Below are 15,523 nucleotides of genomic sequence, written 5' to 3' on the forward strand. Positions count from 1 at the left end.
CCCGGGCAGCACCCGGGCTACGCCCCGCCGCCGCCCGCGCCCGGCTACCCGCCGCAGCCCGCGTACGGCCACACCGGGCACCAGCAGCACCACGGTCACCACGGGCACTACAAGCGCAAGAAGCAGAAGAGCTTCCTGGACGACCTGTTCGGGTGAGCCGCCCGCCGTGGGCCGGGCCACCGGCCCACGGCACCGCCCACCCCGGTCGCCGCTGGGCAGCCGACCCGGCCCGCCTGCCGAACGGGGCAGGCCGTGGCAGGCTGCACCCATGACGCCGACCGAGCGGCACGAGGCGCTGACCCAGGCGTACCAGGGGATCACCGACGTGGTCTCCCCGTTGGACGACGCCGACCTGCAACGACCCACCCGTTGCCGGGGCTGGCTCGTCGCCGACCTGCTCTGCCACGTGCTCAGCGACGCCCAGCGCGCCCTGGTCGCCCTGGCCAGCCCCGCCGACGGTCCGCCCGACGTGGACGACGTCAGCTACTGGCGGTCCTTTCCGCCCGGCGGCGACCAGGCCCGACACGCCTGGCGGGCACGCCGGTTCGCCGCCGCGTTCGACCGACCCACCGGCGTGGTCCGGCTCTGGTGCGACACCGCCCCTGCCGCCGTCCGCGCCGCCGCGGCCGCCGACCCGGCCGGCTGCGTCACCACCCAGGGGCACGTGCTGCGGGTACCGGACCTCCTGGCCACCCTGACCACCGAGGCCACCGTCCACCACCTGGACCTGGTCGTCGACCTGCCCGACGCGCCACGGCCCGGCCCACTCGCCACCGCGGTCGCGGTGGCGACCATGGACGGCCTGGTCAGCGACGAGGCCGTCCGCCCCGCCGCCTGGTCGGACGGCGACTATCTGCTCAAGGCGACCGGCCGGGTGCCGCTCACCGACCGGGAACGGTGGGAGCTGGGCGAGGCGGCCGGCTGGTTCCCACTGCTCGGTTGAGCGGCGACGCGTTCGAGCAACGCTCCCCACCACAGTCGGCCATCGTCCGCGCGGCGACTTCCGCCTTGCCAGGCGGCGCCGTTGCGGCGATCACTTCCTCCCTTGTCACGAGAGTCAACCCGCGCCCGACCCTGGTCATACGACGGCCATGTCCACGAAGCGGGAGAGATGAAGTTGAGCCGCCACCGTTATGGAGTCCGTCGGCCCGTTCCGATGCTTGGCGACGATGAAATCCGCCTCGCCGGCCCGGGGCGACTCCTTGTCGTAGTAGTCGTCGCGATGCAGAAGGATCACCACGTCAGCATCCTGCTCAATGGAGCCTGACTCACGCAAATCGGACAGCTGCGGCCGCTTGTCCGTACGCTGCTCCGGACCACGGTTCAGCTGACTCACCGCGATGACCGGGCACTCGACCTCCTTGGCCAGCAGCTTCAGGCCACGGGAGAGGTCCGCGACCTCCTGTTGACGGCTCTCGGTCCGCTTCGGCGAGGTCATCAGCTGGAGGTAGTCAACCACGATCATCTTGAGGTCGTGCTTCTGCTTGAGCCGCCGCGCCTTGGCCCGGATCTCCATCAGGTTCATGCTCGGCGTGTCGTCGACGAAGAGTGGGGCCTCACTGATCTCGCCCATGCAGCGGGCCAGCTTGGTCCAGTCGTCGTCGGAGAGCTGGCCGCTGCGCAGCACGTGCAGGGGGACGCGGGCCTCGGCCGAGAGAAGTCGCATGACGATCTCGACCTTGCTCATTTCCAGCGAGAAGATCGCTGCCGCCTGGTTGGCACGGATGGCGGCGTTGCGCGCGAAGTCCATGCTCGCCGTGCTGTTGTGCGTGGGGATCATCGACCGGCCGGCGAGGTACAGGTGCTCCTCGTTGTCGACGGTCACACACCGTACCGGCACGCTGGGCACGGGTCGCACGTCGACCACGTACCGGAAGGTGCTCTGCGGGTAGAAGCTCAGGGTGTACGCCGCCGACGAGGCGACGCGCCCCCGTACCGGCTGCTCGGTGACCGTGCAGTGGTAGCCGAGGCTCCCGATCAGCTCCCGGACGCCCTCGGCCAGCCGCCTGGACGTCGCGGTGTACTGGACGTGTCCGGTGGCGGCGACCGTCCCGGCGGTGTCCATCAGGCCGGCGAGCAGGGCACGCCGCTGGGCCTCCGACGCCCGGAGGTACTGCTGCGGGATGTGCGTCTCTCCTCCCGCCACGCCAGCCAGGCAGCCGTCCCCGCTGGTGCCGGCACTGCCGTCGCCGAGCCGGACACCCAGGGTGTACGGCTCGACGGGTAGCTCCCGCTCCGGCAGTTGCAGCGGGCCGCAGTTGCGCACGGTGTGGTTGAGCCGACCGTCCGGTCCGGTGCGCAGCGTCGCCGCGATCTCCGCGGTGGTGACCACGTCGTCGTGCCGGCCCACGGGGTACAGCAGGTGACTGGGCGCGGGAGCGATCAGGCCGGTGGGCGCGGTCAGGGTGACCGGTCGCGGATGGCCACCCACCACCGGCTGCGCCGCACGCACTGCTGCTGGCGAGAAGCTCGGCCGGTGGTGGCGCACCTGCTGCCCACGCCGACGACGGCTGGCCCGGGTGGTGGTCTTCCACAGGTGCTCGGCGTCCGCCACGATCACGCTGCCGTCGGAGAACTCCACCTCGTAGCAGGGGCGGTCGTACCTGACGTCGAAGGCGGCGGTGACGGTCGTCGGCGTGCCGTCGGCGGCGAGTAACCGGTCACCCACCGCCACCTCGCCCATGGTGGTCCAGCCGTCGGGCGTGGGCAGCGGGGTGTCGAGGGCGAGCGCCTTGCCCAGACCGGGACGCCCGGCCACGATGATCAGCTGCCCCGGGTGCAGGCCGTTGAGCAGCCGGTCGAGGTCGGTGAAGCCGGTGGGCACCCCGGTCATCACGCCGCCCTGCGCGCCCACCGCCTCGATCTCGTCGAGCGTGGGTTGGAGCATGTCGGCCAGCACGGCGAAGTCTTCGCTGACGCGCTTCTCGGTCACCTCGTAGACGGCCTGCTGGGCGAGGTCGACGATGTCGTCGACGTCACGGCTGCCGCCGTTGGCGGTGCCGTAGCCCAGCTGCACGATCTTGGTGCCGGCCTCGACCAGCCGACGGAGCACCGCCCGCTCGCTCACGATCCGGGCGTAGTACGCCGCGTTCGCTGCCGTCGGCACGGCGGCCATGCAGGTGTGCAGGTAGGGAGCGCCACCGATCCGGGCGAGGTCGCCGGAGTCGGCCAGGGCCGCCGCGACGGTGATCGCGTCGGCCGGCTCGCCCCGGCCGTAGATGTCCAGGATGGTGTCGAAGATGGTCGCGTGGACCGGCCGGTAGAAGTCGTTGGTCTTCAGGATCTCGACGACGTCGGCGATGGCGTCCTTCGAGAGCAGCATGCCGCCGAGGACGCACTGCTCGGCGGCCACGTCCTGCGGTGGTGTCTTCTCGAAGTGCCCGTCCCGTGGTGCAGGAGGCGGACCGCCGGCCCGGGGCTCCGCCCGCATGTCGTCGGTGACCGACACGGATCCCCCTCCACTGCAGGTCGAGTCCCAGCTAGGCCGGGTATGACGACTTCCGATCGGACCGGTTCGGTCGATCGGGGGCATCGCGCGACCGGTCGGTGCCCCACGATACGGAACCCGAGGTCAGGCCTCCAACAGCACCGGTGGACGAGCCTCGGGACAACCTGTGGACGCGGGCGCACAAGCATGTGCACGGCCTGTGCACAGCCTGTGGAAAACCAATGGGGAATTCGGCTCAAAGGCGGTCTGACCTGCCGATATACAATCCCCACCCTGTGGACGAGTATTTTCCGCCAAGGCCCCGGCGTGGTTCGTCCCGTACTATCTCCTGCAAACGGCTACACCTGGACAGCGGATTGCACTTTCGGTTGAGAAGGGTCACGCTCCGGCCGTGAGTTACCGGGACTGGGAGCGCGGGGAGGGCAGCCCGCGCGAACGTCAGTCGATCACTGCGTGGGACGACCCCGGCGAGCCGGTGCCGGCCGCCCCGTACCCCACCCGCGCGGACCGCCGCCGTACGCCCAGTCGACGGCGGGCGATCGAACGTGGCCAGGATGAGCCGTCCGACCCCTACCTGCCACGGTGGGCGGTGGAGTCGGGGATCGCCCACGCCGACGGCCGGGGCCGGCACGCCGCCCCGGACGACGATGACGATGGTGACGACAATCGGTCGGCCTCCCGGCCGGGTCGGCGGGCGGCGGGTCGGCGCGGCGAGCGGGCCTGGGGAGAGTTGCGGGCGATCGGCGCGGCGGCCGAGCTGGACGACCACACCCGGGAGTGGACGTTCGACCGTCCACAGCAGGAGCAGGGGTACGTGGGCAGCCGTCGCGCTCAGGACGACGTGGAGGACGCCCCCGTGTCCGGGGCGTCCCCGACAGCCCGTCCCCGCCGGTCACCCTCCCGCCGTCCGCAGGTGATCTGGTCCGGGGTGGATGAGTCCGAGGGTGGGCCGGACGCGGACGACCGGGAACCGGAGCGGCCTACCCGGCGCAGCCGGCGTGCCTCCGGCGAGTCCCCGTCGCGGTCGGCCGACTCCTGGCGACGAGCGAAACCGACCAGCGACACGTGGAGCCGGGCCGAACTCACCAGCGACCCCTGGGGCCGGGAGGAGCCGGCGACCGACCCGTGGAGCCAGGCCGAACCCACCACAGGCTCCTGGAGCCAGGCGGAACCCACCACAGGCTCCTGGAGCCAGGCCGAACCCACCACAGGCTCCTGGAGCCAGGCGGAGTCCGGCACCGGTTCGTGGCGTCGGACGGCACCGGACGCCGAGCCGGAACCGGAGTACCGGCCGGCGGTGGATCCATGGGACGCGTCGGGCGTACACACCTGGCAGCGTTCCGGGGAGAATCGCTGGGACCGGCCGGGCGCGGCGGGTTGGGAGGACAGCACCGCACAGTGGGACCGGTTCACCGACACGGCACCGTGGGATCGGGCCGGTGCCGCGCGGCGGTCGCGCGGGGCGGACGCCCCGGGCTGGGACGAGGACGACGGCGAGCGTGTTGACGCGTCGCGATCGGTGCAGCCGACGACGGGCGAGGGCTTCCCCTGGTCGGCGCAGCCGGAGACGTTCTGGTCGGGCACCCGGCTCGCCGAGGACGATCCGAGGTGGGTGGATCCGCCGGCGTCGGCACCGCGTTCGCCGGCGGTGACGTACACCGCGCCGCGGGCTCGGGCGACGCCGCGCCGTCGGGCGGCGCCGGTGGCCGCACCGTCCTGGCGGGACCGGATCGAGTCGGTCGGCGGCGGGGCGTGGAACCGCCGGCTGGAGGACGACCTGCTCGACCCGGATCCGGGTGGCCCGTTGCGTCCGCTGGTCTTCACGACCGCGTGCTACGTGGTGCCGGCGGTGTTGGCCTTCCTGTGGGTGCTCACCCTGAGCGGTCAGGTGCCGGCCGGATGTGTCACCGACATCAGCGGCGGCGGTTGCGATTCACCCCGGACGCAGGCGCTCACCTCCCTGATGTCGGGAGCCCCGCGATACGGGTTGGCGTTCATGAGCAGCCTGCTGATCGCCGGGCTGCTGCGTAGGGTCGGGACGACCTGGCGGCCGGCGACGGTGGCGCTGGCGTCGGCGGTGGTCGGCGGTGGCCTGTCGACCGTGATGATCAGCGCGATCACCGGTCAGCCGATCGGCTGAGTCGAGCCGCCGGGGGCGTACCGGACGGCGCTGCTGTCTTGGCACGCTGCCGCTGCTGGGCGGCGGATGCGACGAGTGTCCGGTGGCCCCTGGCAGGGCCGGTGGTCGCGAATGCGGCAGGGCCCGCACCGGAAATCCGGTGCGGGCCCTGCCGTCGTACGGTCGGGTTGTCAGCCCTGAACGACGTTGAGGTCGAACTTGGCGGTCACCTCGGGGTGCAGCTTGATCCGCACCGGGTAGGAGCCGATCGACTTGATGTGACCGGGCAGCTCCAGCCGACGGCGGTCCAGGGCCGGACCACCGGCCGCCTTGACGGCGTCGACGATCTCGGTCGGAGTGACCGAGCCGAAGAGCCGGCCGCCGTCGCCGGCGCGGGCCTTCAGGCTCACCTTGAGGCCCTCGAGCTGGCCCTTGACCTCGTTGGCGTGACCGAGGTCGCGGATCTCACGGGCCGAACGGGCCCGCTTGATCACGGTGACCTGCTTCTCCGCGCCCTTGGTCCAGAGGATCGCGAAGCCCTGCGGAAGCAGGTAGTTCCGGCCGTAGCCGTTCTTGACCTCGACGATGTCGCCGGGGGCACCGAGACCGGAAACTTCCTGGGTCAGGATGATCTTCATTTCGGCGCCTCCTCTCAGCGAGCCGTCGCGGTGTACGGCAGGAGCGCCATCTCACGGGCGTTCTTGACCGCACGGGCGATCTGCCGCTGCTGCTGCGAGGTGACGCCAGTCACCCTCCGAGCGCGGATCTTGCCGCGGTCGGAGATGAACTTACGCAGCAGCGCGGTGTCCTTGTAGTCGATGTAGGTGATCCCGTCCTTGTCGAGCGGGTTCACCTTCTTCTTCGGCTTGCGAAGTGCCGCAGCCTTGGCCATTGCTCTTGCTCCTGGTTTGCGATCGCGGGCGCTCGGCGCCATTAGAACGGAGGCTCCTCGTCGAAGTTTCCGCCCGAACCACCGCGGGAGGGAGCGGGGGCAGCCGAAGCCCAGGGGTCGTCGAAGTTGCCTCCGCCGCCACCCTGACCACCGCCACCACCGAAGCCGCCGCCACCGCCACCGGAGCGCGACATCTTCTGCACCTTCGCCGTGGCGTAGCGCAGCGACGGGCCGATCTCGTCGACCTCGAGCTCGATGACGGTGCGCTTCTCACCCTCACGGGTCTCGTAGGACCGCTGACGCAGCCGGCCCGACACGATCACACGGGCGCCGCGCTGCAGCGACTCGGCGACGTGCTCGGCGGCCTGACGCCAGACCGTGCACGCGAGGAACAACGGCTCGCCGTCCTTCCACTCGCCAGACGCCTTGTCCATGAACCGGGGCGTCGAGGCGACCCGGAACTTGGCGACCGCGGCCCCCGAGGGGGTGAACCGCAACTCGGGGTCATCGGTCAGGTTGCCGATGACCGTGATGGTGGTGTCTCCTGCCATGACCATCTCCTCGCGCACTCATCGTTCTGCCGTACAGGCTCTCAGAGCCCTCCGACAGCACCGGTGAGGCTGATCCGGGCGAACGGGTTGAATGCTTAGCGCATCTCCGGCCGGATGACCTTGGTACGCAGCACGGATTCGTTGAGCCGCAGCTGGCGGTCCAGCTCGGCCACCGCCTCCGGCGTCGCCTGGAGGTCGATGACGGCGTAGATGCCTTCGGCCTTCTTGTTGATCTCGTACGCGAGGCGCCGGCGGCCCCACACGTCCGTCTTCTCCACCGAGCCACCCGCGGTCCGGATCACGTTCAGGTACGTGTCGAGCGACGGGGCGACGGTGCGCTCCTCGAGACTGGGGTCGAGGATCACCATGACTTCGTAATGACGCAAGACGTACTCACCTCCTGTGGGCTTGGCGGCCACGGTCCTTCCGTGGCAGGAGGTCTGCGTCGTGGCCCACTCCCGGGCCGGGGGAACCCGGCCGGACGCGGACAACCGGACCAGGATACCCGGCCCGGACGATCATGACCGGGCAGGCTGGACCGGCCGGACGGGCGTGGCGACAGGGGCCCGCTCCGGCTCCGGTGAGCCGGCGGCGGGCCCCTGTCCACGGGGGCCGCGGGGCGTCCCGTCCGCATTCCTTGGGTGGGACCTGGGGAGGAACGACCACACCGATGAGGTTGGATCGAGAACGCCCCGCGGAGCTTTTCCTGTTGTTGTCCGACGATACAACGGCTCTCGTGCCGATATGGCGGAATTGCCGCTATTCATCCCTGCTGCCCGTACACGGTCGACCGGAAAGTCCACCGTCGATCCCACTCCGCTCAACGACCGCCCGGCTGGTCGGTGACGCCCCCGCCGCGACGCCGCACGACCGTCACGCCGGGAGTCGGTGCTGCGACGTAGGCTCCCCTGCATGCGTATCGGAGCCCATATCGACCAGGCCGACCCGCTGGCGGAGGCGGCCGCCCGTTCCGCGGAGGCGGTGCAGTTCTTCCTCGCCGACCCCCAGGGCTGGAAGGCCCCGAAGGCCCGGGAGGACGCCGACCGGCTACGTGCCGCCGAGGTCGACCTCTACGTCCACGCCCCGTACGTGATCAACGTGGCCACGCTGAACAACCGGATCCGGATTCCGAGCCGCAAACTCCTGCTCGGCCACGCCAACGCGGCGGCCGAGATCGGCGCTAAGGGCCTGATCGTGCACGGCGGGCACGTCAACGCCGGGGACGACCTCGCCAAGGGCTTCGACAACTGGCGCAAGACCTTCGCCTACGCAGCGGAGTCGGGTGGGTTTCCGGTGCCCGTCCTGATCGAGAACACCGCCGGCGGCGAGAACGCCTGCGCCCGGCGGCTCGACGCGTTGGCCCGGCTCTGGGACGTTCTCGGCGACCACGAGGTCGGCTTCTGTCTGGACACCTGTCACGCCCACGCCGGCGGCGAGGAACTGCTCGACCTGGTCGACCGGGTCAAGGCGATCACCGGACGGATCGACCTGGTGCACGCCAACAACTCCAAGGGCGGCTTCAACTCCGGACAGGACCGCCACGACAACCTGGCCGGCGGCACCATCGACCCGGAGCTGGTGGTGGCGGTCATCCGGGCGGCCGGAGCACCGGTGATCGTGGAAACCCCCGGCGGCGTGTCGGGGCAGGCGGCGGACATCGCCTTCCTTCACGACCGACTCGGCACGGGGGTTTGAACCGGTGACCACCGACACCAGCGACAGCGGGCAGCCGACCGACCGGTCCGATCCGACCACCGGCCCGGACAGCGCCACGACCCCGGATCGTTCGAGCACCGCCCCGGACGGTCCGGGCACCGCCACCGGCAACGCACCGACGACCGGTGGTGCCGCGACGACCGGTGGCGCCGCGACGACCAGCGCGGATACCGCCGATCCGGGCGCAGGGCGTACCGGGACGACCGAGCCCGCCGGGAAGGCGACGGCGAGCGAACAGCGGGACGCCGAACCGGCGGATCGCTGGTCGGCGTTCGCTCCCGCCGCCGAGCCGGTGCCGGGCCGCCCCGCTCGGGCGGTACGCGCGGTGGGGCGCCTGCTGGTGCACGAGTGGCTGCTGGCCGCTCTCGCCTCGTTGGCCCTCGCCGTCGGGATGACCTGGCCGGCGCTGCGGTACCCGCGCTACACGCTGCCCCAGGACTACTGGGACCCGAGCCTGCAGGCATGGCAGATGGCCTGGTCCGGGCACGCCCTGCGGAACGAGCCGAGCCGGCTGTTCCACTCGAACACGTTCTTCCCGGAGAGCTGGAGCTTCGCCTTCTCCGACATGCTGCTCGGCTACGCCCCGGCCGGCATGATCGGCACCGGGCCGGAGGCGGCGCTGCTCCGCTACAACATCATGTTCGTGCTGGCCCACGCGCTCGCCACCTTCGGGGCGTACGTGCTGGCCCGGCAGCTCGGCGCGGGCCGGGCCGGCGCCGCGGTGGCCGGGGTCAGCTACGCCTACGCCCCGTGGCTGCTCGCCCAGGCGGGCCACCTGCACATTGTCTCCAACGGCGGTATCCCGCTGGCGCTGGCCATGCTGGCCCGGGGGCACGGCTGGTCGCTACGCCACGGGTACCGCCCACAGCGGCGGCACACCGGTTGGGCGTACGCCGGGTGGGTGGTGGCCGCCTGGCAGCTCAGCCTGGGCTTCGGCATCGGCCTGGTGTTCGCGTACGTCCTTGCCGGGATCGTGCTGGTCGCGGCGCTGACCTGGGCGCTGCGGCGGTGGGTCGTGCGGCCGGTACGGCACCCGTTCGGGCGGCGGCTGTTCGTCGCGGACCTGCTCGGTGGACTGCTCTTCGCCGGGGTGGGCCTGCTGCTGGCGATCCCGTACTTCAAGGTCGCCGAGCTGCACCCGAACGCCGAACGGACCCTCGGTGAGATCGACATCTACTCCCCGCCGGCGATGGGGTTCCTCACCGCCCCGGCGGAGTCGCGAGTCTGGGGCGGGCTGCACGAGGGGGCACGCCAAATGCTGTCCTGGCCCCCGGAGATGACCCTGCTGCCGGGCTTCGTGCTGTACGCGCTGGCCCTGGGGGGGCTGTTCTTCTCGGTCTGGCGGCTACGGCACCGGCTGCTGCTGCTCGCCGGCGTACTGGTCGGCATGGTGCTGTCGATGGGTACGAAGTTCTTCGGCGGCACCTATACCTACGCGCTGCTCTTCGACCACCTGCCCGGCTGGAACGGGCTGCGTACCCCCGGCCGGTTGATGCTCTGGACCACCCTGCTGCTCGGCCTGCTCGCGGCGGGCGCGGTCAGCGCGCTCGCCGAGCGGATCCGGGAGGTCGCCGCCGCGGGCGCTCCCGCCCGACCCACGCCCTGGCTGCGGGTGGCCGCGGTGCTGCCGGTGCTGCTGGTCGCGGTGGAGGGACTGAACGTCACGCCGCACCCGGTGGTGCCCGAACAGCCGGCGGTGATGCGCACCGTGGACGGCCCGATGCTGGTGCTGCCGAGCAGCCAGAACCTGGACCAGCCGGTGATGCTCTGGACGACCAGCCGGTTCCAGGACGTGGTCAACGGCGGCAGCGGCTTCACCCCGACGCAACTCGACGACGTACGCCGGGTGACCGCCGCCTTCCCCGACGACACCAGCGTGCGGTACCTGCGCACCCTCGGCGTCCGCAACGTGGTGCTGCTGCGCGACCAGATCGTCGGTACGCCGTGGGAGACCACCGTGGACGCCCCGGTCGACCAGCTCGGCATCACCCGTGAGGAGGTCGGCGACGCGGTCGTGTTCCGCCTCTGAGCCGGTCGCGCCGGTCAGGTGTGCGCCGTGGCGGGCAACTGCTTCGGGGCGTGGCCGGTCCGGCGGGCGGTCAGCCAGGGTGCGTCGGGGGCGCCGTCGAGGACGCCGCCGTCCGGGTCGTCGGCGTAGGTGCGGCGCACCGCGTCCCGCTCCGGGTGCAGGATGTCCTGGACGACCAGCACGCAGAGCAGCACGACCGTGCCGAGGCGCAGCGTCGCGGCGAGCACGAACACCCCCTCGGGGAAGACCGGCCGGCTGGTGGCCGCGCCGAGCAGCTCACCGTAGAACGCGACGAAGTAGCCGACCTCGGCGAGCTGCCAGGCGAGGAAGGCCCCCCAGCGAGGTCGGGCCAGCACGACCAGCGGCAGCAGCCAGAGCACGAACTGCTGCGACCACACCTTGCTGAAGATCAGGAACGCGGCGACCACCAGGAAGGCGAGCTGGGCCAGCCGCGGCCGGCGCGGCGCCCGCAGGGCCAGCACGGCCACGCCGAGGCAGGCCAGCCCGAACAGGGCGTACGACAGGTAGTTCAGGGTCGGGATGTTGGCGTTCAACCACTGGAACGGCCCCTGGTCGCCGGGCGCGCCGCTGTTCACCTTGCCGTCCAGGTACCGCCCGATGTACCAGAGCGTCCCCCAGTCGATGGGCCGTTCGGTGTTCAGCTCGAAGAAGCGGTCCCAGTTCTCGCGGTACGGGATGGCGGCCGGCAGGTTGACCGCGACGAGCGCCACCAGGGCGGTGCCGATGGCGGTCAGCGCGGCGCGCAGCCTGCCGGCGCGCAGGGCGAGCACCAGAATCGGGCCGAGCACGAACAGGGGCCACATCTTGGCCGCCCCGGCCAGGCCGAGCAGCACACCGGCCAGCGCCGGGCGGCGTCTGGCCCAGGCGGCCAGCCCGAAGGCGGCCAGCCCGATGGCGAGGAAGTCCCAGTTGACCGTGGCGGTGAGCAGCAGCGCGGGCGCCAGGGCGAAGAGCGCGGCATCCCAGGGTCGCCGGCGGCGCAGGGCGAGGATCATCGCGACCGTCGCCACCGCCAACGCGCCGAGCGTCAGCGCGTTCAGGTTGTAGAACCACTGGCCCTGGTTGAGCTGCGGGTCGTCGACGCCGAGGGCGTGCACCGGTAGGCCGAGCGCGCCCATGAAGTAGCCGGTGAGCACCGGGTACTCGACGGGGTGGTCCCGGTAGGGGACCTTGCCCTCGTTGAGCCCTTCGGCGTAGTAGAGGGCGAGCACGTCGGTGTAGCAGAACCGGGTGTACTGCACGTTGTTCTGCCAGGCGCCGTCCTGGCAGGGCGACTTCTGAACCCAGTGCAGTGCCAGGGTCAGACAGGCCAGCGCCAGGACGATCCGGGTGGCCGTCCAGAACCGCCGTTCCCGGTTGGCGGGCCGGTCCAGGGCGACGGCGTGGTCGCCGAGGGGGCCGCCGATCGCCTCGGAGAGGCCGCGGACGAAACCGTCCGACCGGGACGGGTGGTCGCTGCTCCCGGCGTCGTCGATGCCGGCCGTCGACTGGGTGCTCATGGAGAGGCATCCTGCCGTACGCCGGGGCATTTCGTCCCGCTCCGGCGGGCACGAACCTTGAAATCGACGCACATCGAAGCATCCGCGCTTGCCGCGAAAGCACGACGGCGGCCGGCCCGTCGAAGGGCCGGCCGCCGTCGGCGGACGCCTGGCTACTCGCGCAAACGCGGAGTGGTGGGCGGTAGCAGGCCGCCACCGGTGCCCCCGCCGTCCCCGCCCTGGTTGCGCGGGCCGGGGCCGTTCGTTCCGTCGCCCTCGTCGTTGTCGCCGCCGTTGTTACCGCCGTTGTTGCCGCCGTTGTTGTTACCGCCGTTGTTGCCGCCGCCGTTGTTGCCGCCGTTGTTGCCGCCGCCCAGCTGGCAGACCAGGTCGAGCGGCGGGCAGTTCGACTGCCCGGCCGGCGGCTCAGTCGGTGGCGGCGCCTCTCCGTTGCCGGAATCCGCGTCACCGACGTTCGCGGCAGGCGGGAAGGTGAACTTCTCGGCACCATTGAGGGCGGCGTCCATGATCCGCTCCCAGATCTCGCCCGGCATCGAGGATCCGGTGATGTCCCTGCCGTTGTTCAGCTTGAGGGCTTCCCGCTTGCCCTTGTTGCCGACCCAGACCGCGGTGGCGAGCTGCGGGGTGTAGCCGATCGTCCAGGCGTCGCCGTTGCTCTTGCTGCCGTCCCGGAGCTCCCAGGTGCCGGTCTTGGCGGCGGCCTCGCGTCCGTCGTCCAGCCGGTGGTTGATCCGGCCCGGGTAGTCCTTGAGCACGTCGGTGACGTCGGCCACCACGTCTGGGTTGATCCGCTGCTTCGGGTCTAGCTTCTCGCCGCCGAGCTTCTCCCACTTGCCGGTGTCCTTGTTCTGCTTCTCGGCCGAGAGCAGGAAGTGCGCCTTGTTGTAGACGCCCTTGTTGGCGAAGGTGGCGATGCCATTGGCGTGGTCGAGCACCGTGATCGGGTACTGGCCGTAGGAGACCACGTGGTAGAAGGGGTCCGGGGCCACGTCGCTGGCCTTGGCCTTGGTCAGGTCGTACCCCTTCGGCGGGTTGGTGTCCGTCCGCCACATCATGCTCACACCGGCCTTCTTCGCCATGTCGACGATCTTGTCCGGCCCGATGTCGAGGCTGACGTGGTAGAAGGGCACGTTCAGTGACTTCAGGGTCGACTCGCGCAGGGTGCAGGAGTCGCCGCAACTCGGGTTGTCGGTGCCCGCGTTGCTGACCCTGAACTTGACGCCGTCGGGGGTGAAGGCCCGCCCCTTCCAGCGTGAGTCGATGGACTTGCCCGCCTCGATCGCCGCCGCCAACGTGTAGATCTTGAAGCTGGAGCCCGGCGAGTGCCCGCCGGTGATGTTGCCGGCCGCGTCGGTGTTCTTGCCGGCGTAGTCGATGCCGGTGCCGTCGTCGCCGCCGTAGTAGCCGAGCACCCGGCCGTAGCGCGGGTCGATCGAGACGGCGGCGGCCATGATGTTCTTCCGCGCGCCGTCCAACTCCGAGCCCTTGCTGCTGCGCTGGGCCGCCTTGAGGATGGCGTTCTGCACCTTCATGTCGATGGTGGTGCGGATGCGGTAGCCGCCCTCGCGCAGCATCGTCGCGCAGAGCGGCTTGCGGTCGGTCGCCTCCGCCTCGTTGTCGGTGCAGAGCTTCTTCTCCCGCATCTCCGGCACCAGGTAGTTGATCACGTTGCCGATCGGGTTGTTCACACCGAACTTCTGCCCGGCCCGCGACTCCTTCGGCGTCTGCAGCGTCTTCTCCGGGTACGCGGAGGGGCGTTTCGCCGGGTCGAGCCAGCCCTCCGCCACCATCGCGCCGAGGACGTAGTTCCACCGGTCCTTGGCATCCGTCGGGTTGACCGCCGGGTCGTACCCCTTGTGCCCCCCAGGGGTGAGGCTCGCCTCCGGCTGCTTGATCAGCGCCGCCAGCACCGCCGCCTCGGCCACGTCGACCTTGTTGATGGGCTTGCCGAAGTACGCCTGCGCCGCCGCCTCGATGCCGTACGCGTTGCGCCCGAAGTAGATCGTGTTCAGGTAGTGCTCCATGATCTGGGGCTTGCTGAACTGATCATTGAGCTTGGAGGCGACGATCGCCTCCTTCACCTTGCGGCCATACGAATCGTCCTTCAGGCTCCGGTAGGCGTTGCGGGCGTACTGCTGGGTGATGGTCGAGGCACCCTGCTTGTCGCCGCCGGTGAGGTTGTTCCAGGCGGCGCGGGCGATGCCCTTGTAGTCCACGCCGGAGTGCTGGTAGAAGTTCCGGTCCTCCGCCGCGGCCACCGCGTGCTGCACGTACTCTGGAATCTGGCCGATCGAGACGAAGGTACGGTTCTGCTCACCAACCTTGGCGATCTGCGTCTTGTTGTCGTTGGCGTAGATGGTGGTGGCCAGCGGCAGCTTGATCTGGTCGGGCATCACCATGTTGGTGGAGTAGTAGGTGAAGCCGATCACGCCGATGCCGGCGAGCATGATGAAGACCGCGAACGAGGCGATGAGCATGTTGAGCCGTCGGCGCTTCTTCGCCCGGGCCACCCCCTCCGGACCACCGGTGCCACGTCCGCCGCGTCCCGGCCCACCAGGGTCGCCCGGGCCACCGCCCGAGATGGACGCGACGCCCGCGCGCCCGCCGACCGACGCCGCGCCGACACTGGCCCGACCGCCGACCGCGGCGGAACCGACGCTCGCCCGGCCGGGGGCCGGGGAGACCGGCACCGAGGCCCGGCCCGCGCCGGCGCGACCGCCCGGAGCCGGGGAGACCGGCACCGTGGCCCGACCCGACCCGGCGCGACCGCCCGGAGCTGGGGAGACCGGCACCGAGGCGCGGCCCGAGCCGGCGGCACCGGGTTGGCGCGGCGGCACCGAGGCCGACGCCCGGCCGGCGGGTGTGCCGCCGCCCGAGCCGACCGAGGCACGTCCCGAGGGGGCCGCGCCGGAGCTGCCGTTCGAACCCGGCACCTGGGCCCGCGCACGCGGGGAACTGGGATCGCCGTACGAGTTCATTCCTCACACCCTGCCGGTCGCGGTGGGGCGCGGGGGCGCCACCACCGGGTTGCCGTGAGTTGACACACGTGGTGCCGCGCCCCGGGAGGGCCGGGGGAGCACCGCAATATCCGCACCAATGGGGCTAATCGGGCTATCGAGCGATCCGTCCGGCGTGCCGTCGTGGACGGCACCGGGATGGACCGGTCGAGCCAGGATCACCGTTGCGCCTCTCGCCTTCGCCCAGACACCGAGCCGGGGCCCGGGGCGGTCAGACCGCCCGCCGCGCCC

12 protein-coding genes are annotated in these 15,523 nt (G+C 71.1%); 5 read left to right on the top strand and 7 right to left on the bottom strand.

Features of this window, described 5'->3' with window-relative positions; all coding sequences use genetic code 11:
* Positions 1-268 precede the first annotated feature (268 nt).
* Complete coding sequence (locus E1182_RS22180) at positions 269-943, top strand: maleylpyruvate isomerase N-terminal domain-containing protein (RefSeq protein ID WP_132268475.1); 675 nt, start codon at positions 269-271, stop codon at positions 941-943.
* A 135-nt stretch (positions 944-1,078) separates the two neighbouring features.
* Here E1182_RS22180 and dnaB read toward each other — a convergent pair whose 3' ends face one another.
* Complete coding sequence (gene dnaB, locus E1182_RS22185; RefSeq protein WP_132268477.1) at positions 1,079-3,448, bottom strand: replicative DNA helicase; 2,370 nt, start codon at positions 3,446-3,448, stop codon at positions 1,079-1,081.
* A 391-nt stretch (positions 3,449-3,839) separates the two neighbouring features.
* On the opposite strand from dnaB, the gene E1182_RS22190 reads away from it, so the two are divergent.
* Positions 3,840-5,588 carry a hypothetical protein gene (locus tag E1182_RS22190; protein WP_132268479.1) on the top strand — a complete coding sequence of 583 codons (1,749 nt, stop codon included), beginning with the start codon at positions 3,840-3,842 and terminating at the stop codon, positions 5,586-5,588.
* Between the two features lie 170 nt (positions 5,589-5,758).
* Here E1182_RS22190 and rplI read toward each other — a convergent pair whose 3' ends face one another.
* The 4 genes from rplI to rpsF all read right to left on the bottom strand — a co-directional run bounded on the left by rplI (position 5,759) and on the right by rpsF (position 7,396).
* Positions 5,759-6,205: a 50S ribosomal protein L9 gene (gene rplI / locus E1182_RS22195; RefSeq protein ID WP_132268482.1), complete on the bottom strand. Its 447-nt coding sequence runs from the start codon at positions 6,203-6,205 to the stop codon at positions 5,759-5,761.
* Positions 6,206-6,219: 14 nt separating this feature from the next.
* On the bottom strand, positions 6,220-6,459 hold the full coding sequence (rpsR, locus tag E1182_RS22200) for a 30S ribosomal protein S18 (RefSeq protein ID WP_007073789.1): 240 nt from the start codon (positions 6,457-6,459) through the stop codon (positions 6,220-6,222).
* 41 nt (positions 6,460-6,500) lie between these two features.
* Positions 6,501-7,028 (bottom strand): single-stranded DNA-binding protein, encoded by a 528-nt coding sequence (locus E1182_RS22205; protein WP_207914324.1) that lies wholly within the window; start codon positions 7,026-7,028, stop codon positions 6,501-6,503.
* Positions 7,029-7,105: 77 nt separating this feature from the next.
* Positions 7,106-7,396 carry a 30S ribosomal protein S6 gene (rpsF, locus tag E1182_RS22210; RefSeq protein ID WP_120328341.1) on the bottom strand — a complete coding sequence of 97 codons (291 nt, stop codon included), beginning with the start codon at positions 7,394-7,396 and terminating at the stop codon, positions 7,106-7,108.
* 526 nt (positions 7,397-7,922) lie between these two features.
* Here rpsF and E1182_RS22215 point away from each other — a divergent pair.
* Positions 7,923-8,705, top strand: a complete 783-nt coding sequence (locus E1182_RS22215; protein WP_132268486.1) for a deoxyribonuclease IV — start codon at positions 7,923-7,925, stop codon at positions 8,703-8,705.
* Positions 8,706-8,709: 4 nt separating this feature from the next.
* Complete coding sequence (locus tag E1182_RS22220) at positions 8,710-10,755, top strand: hypothetical protein (RefSeq protein ID WP_132268488.1); 2,046 nt, start codon at positions 8,710-8,712, stop codon at positions 10,753-10,755.
* Positions 10,756-10,769: 14 nt separating this feature from the next.
* On the opposite strand, the gene E1182_RS22225 is transcribed toward E1182_RS22220, so the two are convergent.
* Complete coding sequence (locus tag E1182_RS22225) at positions 10,770-12,275, bottom strand: glycosyltransferase family 87 protein (RefSeq protein ID WP_132268490.1); 1,506 nt, start codon at positions 12,273-12,275, stop codon at positions 10,770-10,772.
* Positions 12,276-12,427: 152 nt separating this feature from the next.
* Positions 12,428-14,785 carry a transglycosylase domain-containing protein gene (locus tag E1182_RS22230; protein WP_243706369.1) on the bottom strand — a complete coding sequence of 786 codons (2,358 nt, stop codon included), beginning with the start codon at positions 14,783-14,785 and terminating at the stop codon, positions 12,428-12,430.
* A gap of 70 nt (positions 14,786-14,855) precedes the next feature.
* Here E1182_RS22230 and E1182_RS32440 point away from each other — a divergent pair, with 70 nt between their 5' ends.
* Positions 14,856-15,311 (top strand): hypothetical protein, encoded by a 456-nt coding sequence (locus E1182_RS32440; protein WP_243706370.1) that lies wholly within the window; start codon positions 14,856-14,858, stop codon positions 15,309-15,311.
* The last annotated feature ends 212 nt before the right edge of the window (positions 15,312-15,523 follow it).

The organism is Micromonospora sp. KC721 (assembly GCF_004348355.1).
In the GTDB taxonomy this organism is placed as follows: domain Bacteria; phylum Actinomycetota; class Actinomycetes; order Mycobacteriales; family Micromonosporaceae; genus Micromonospora.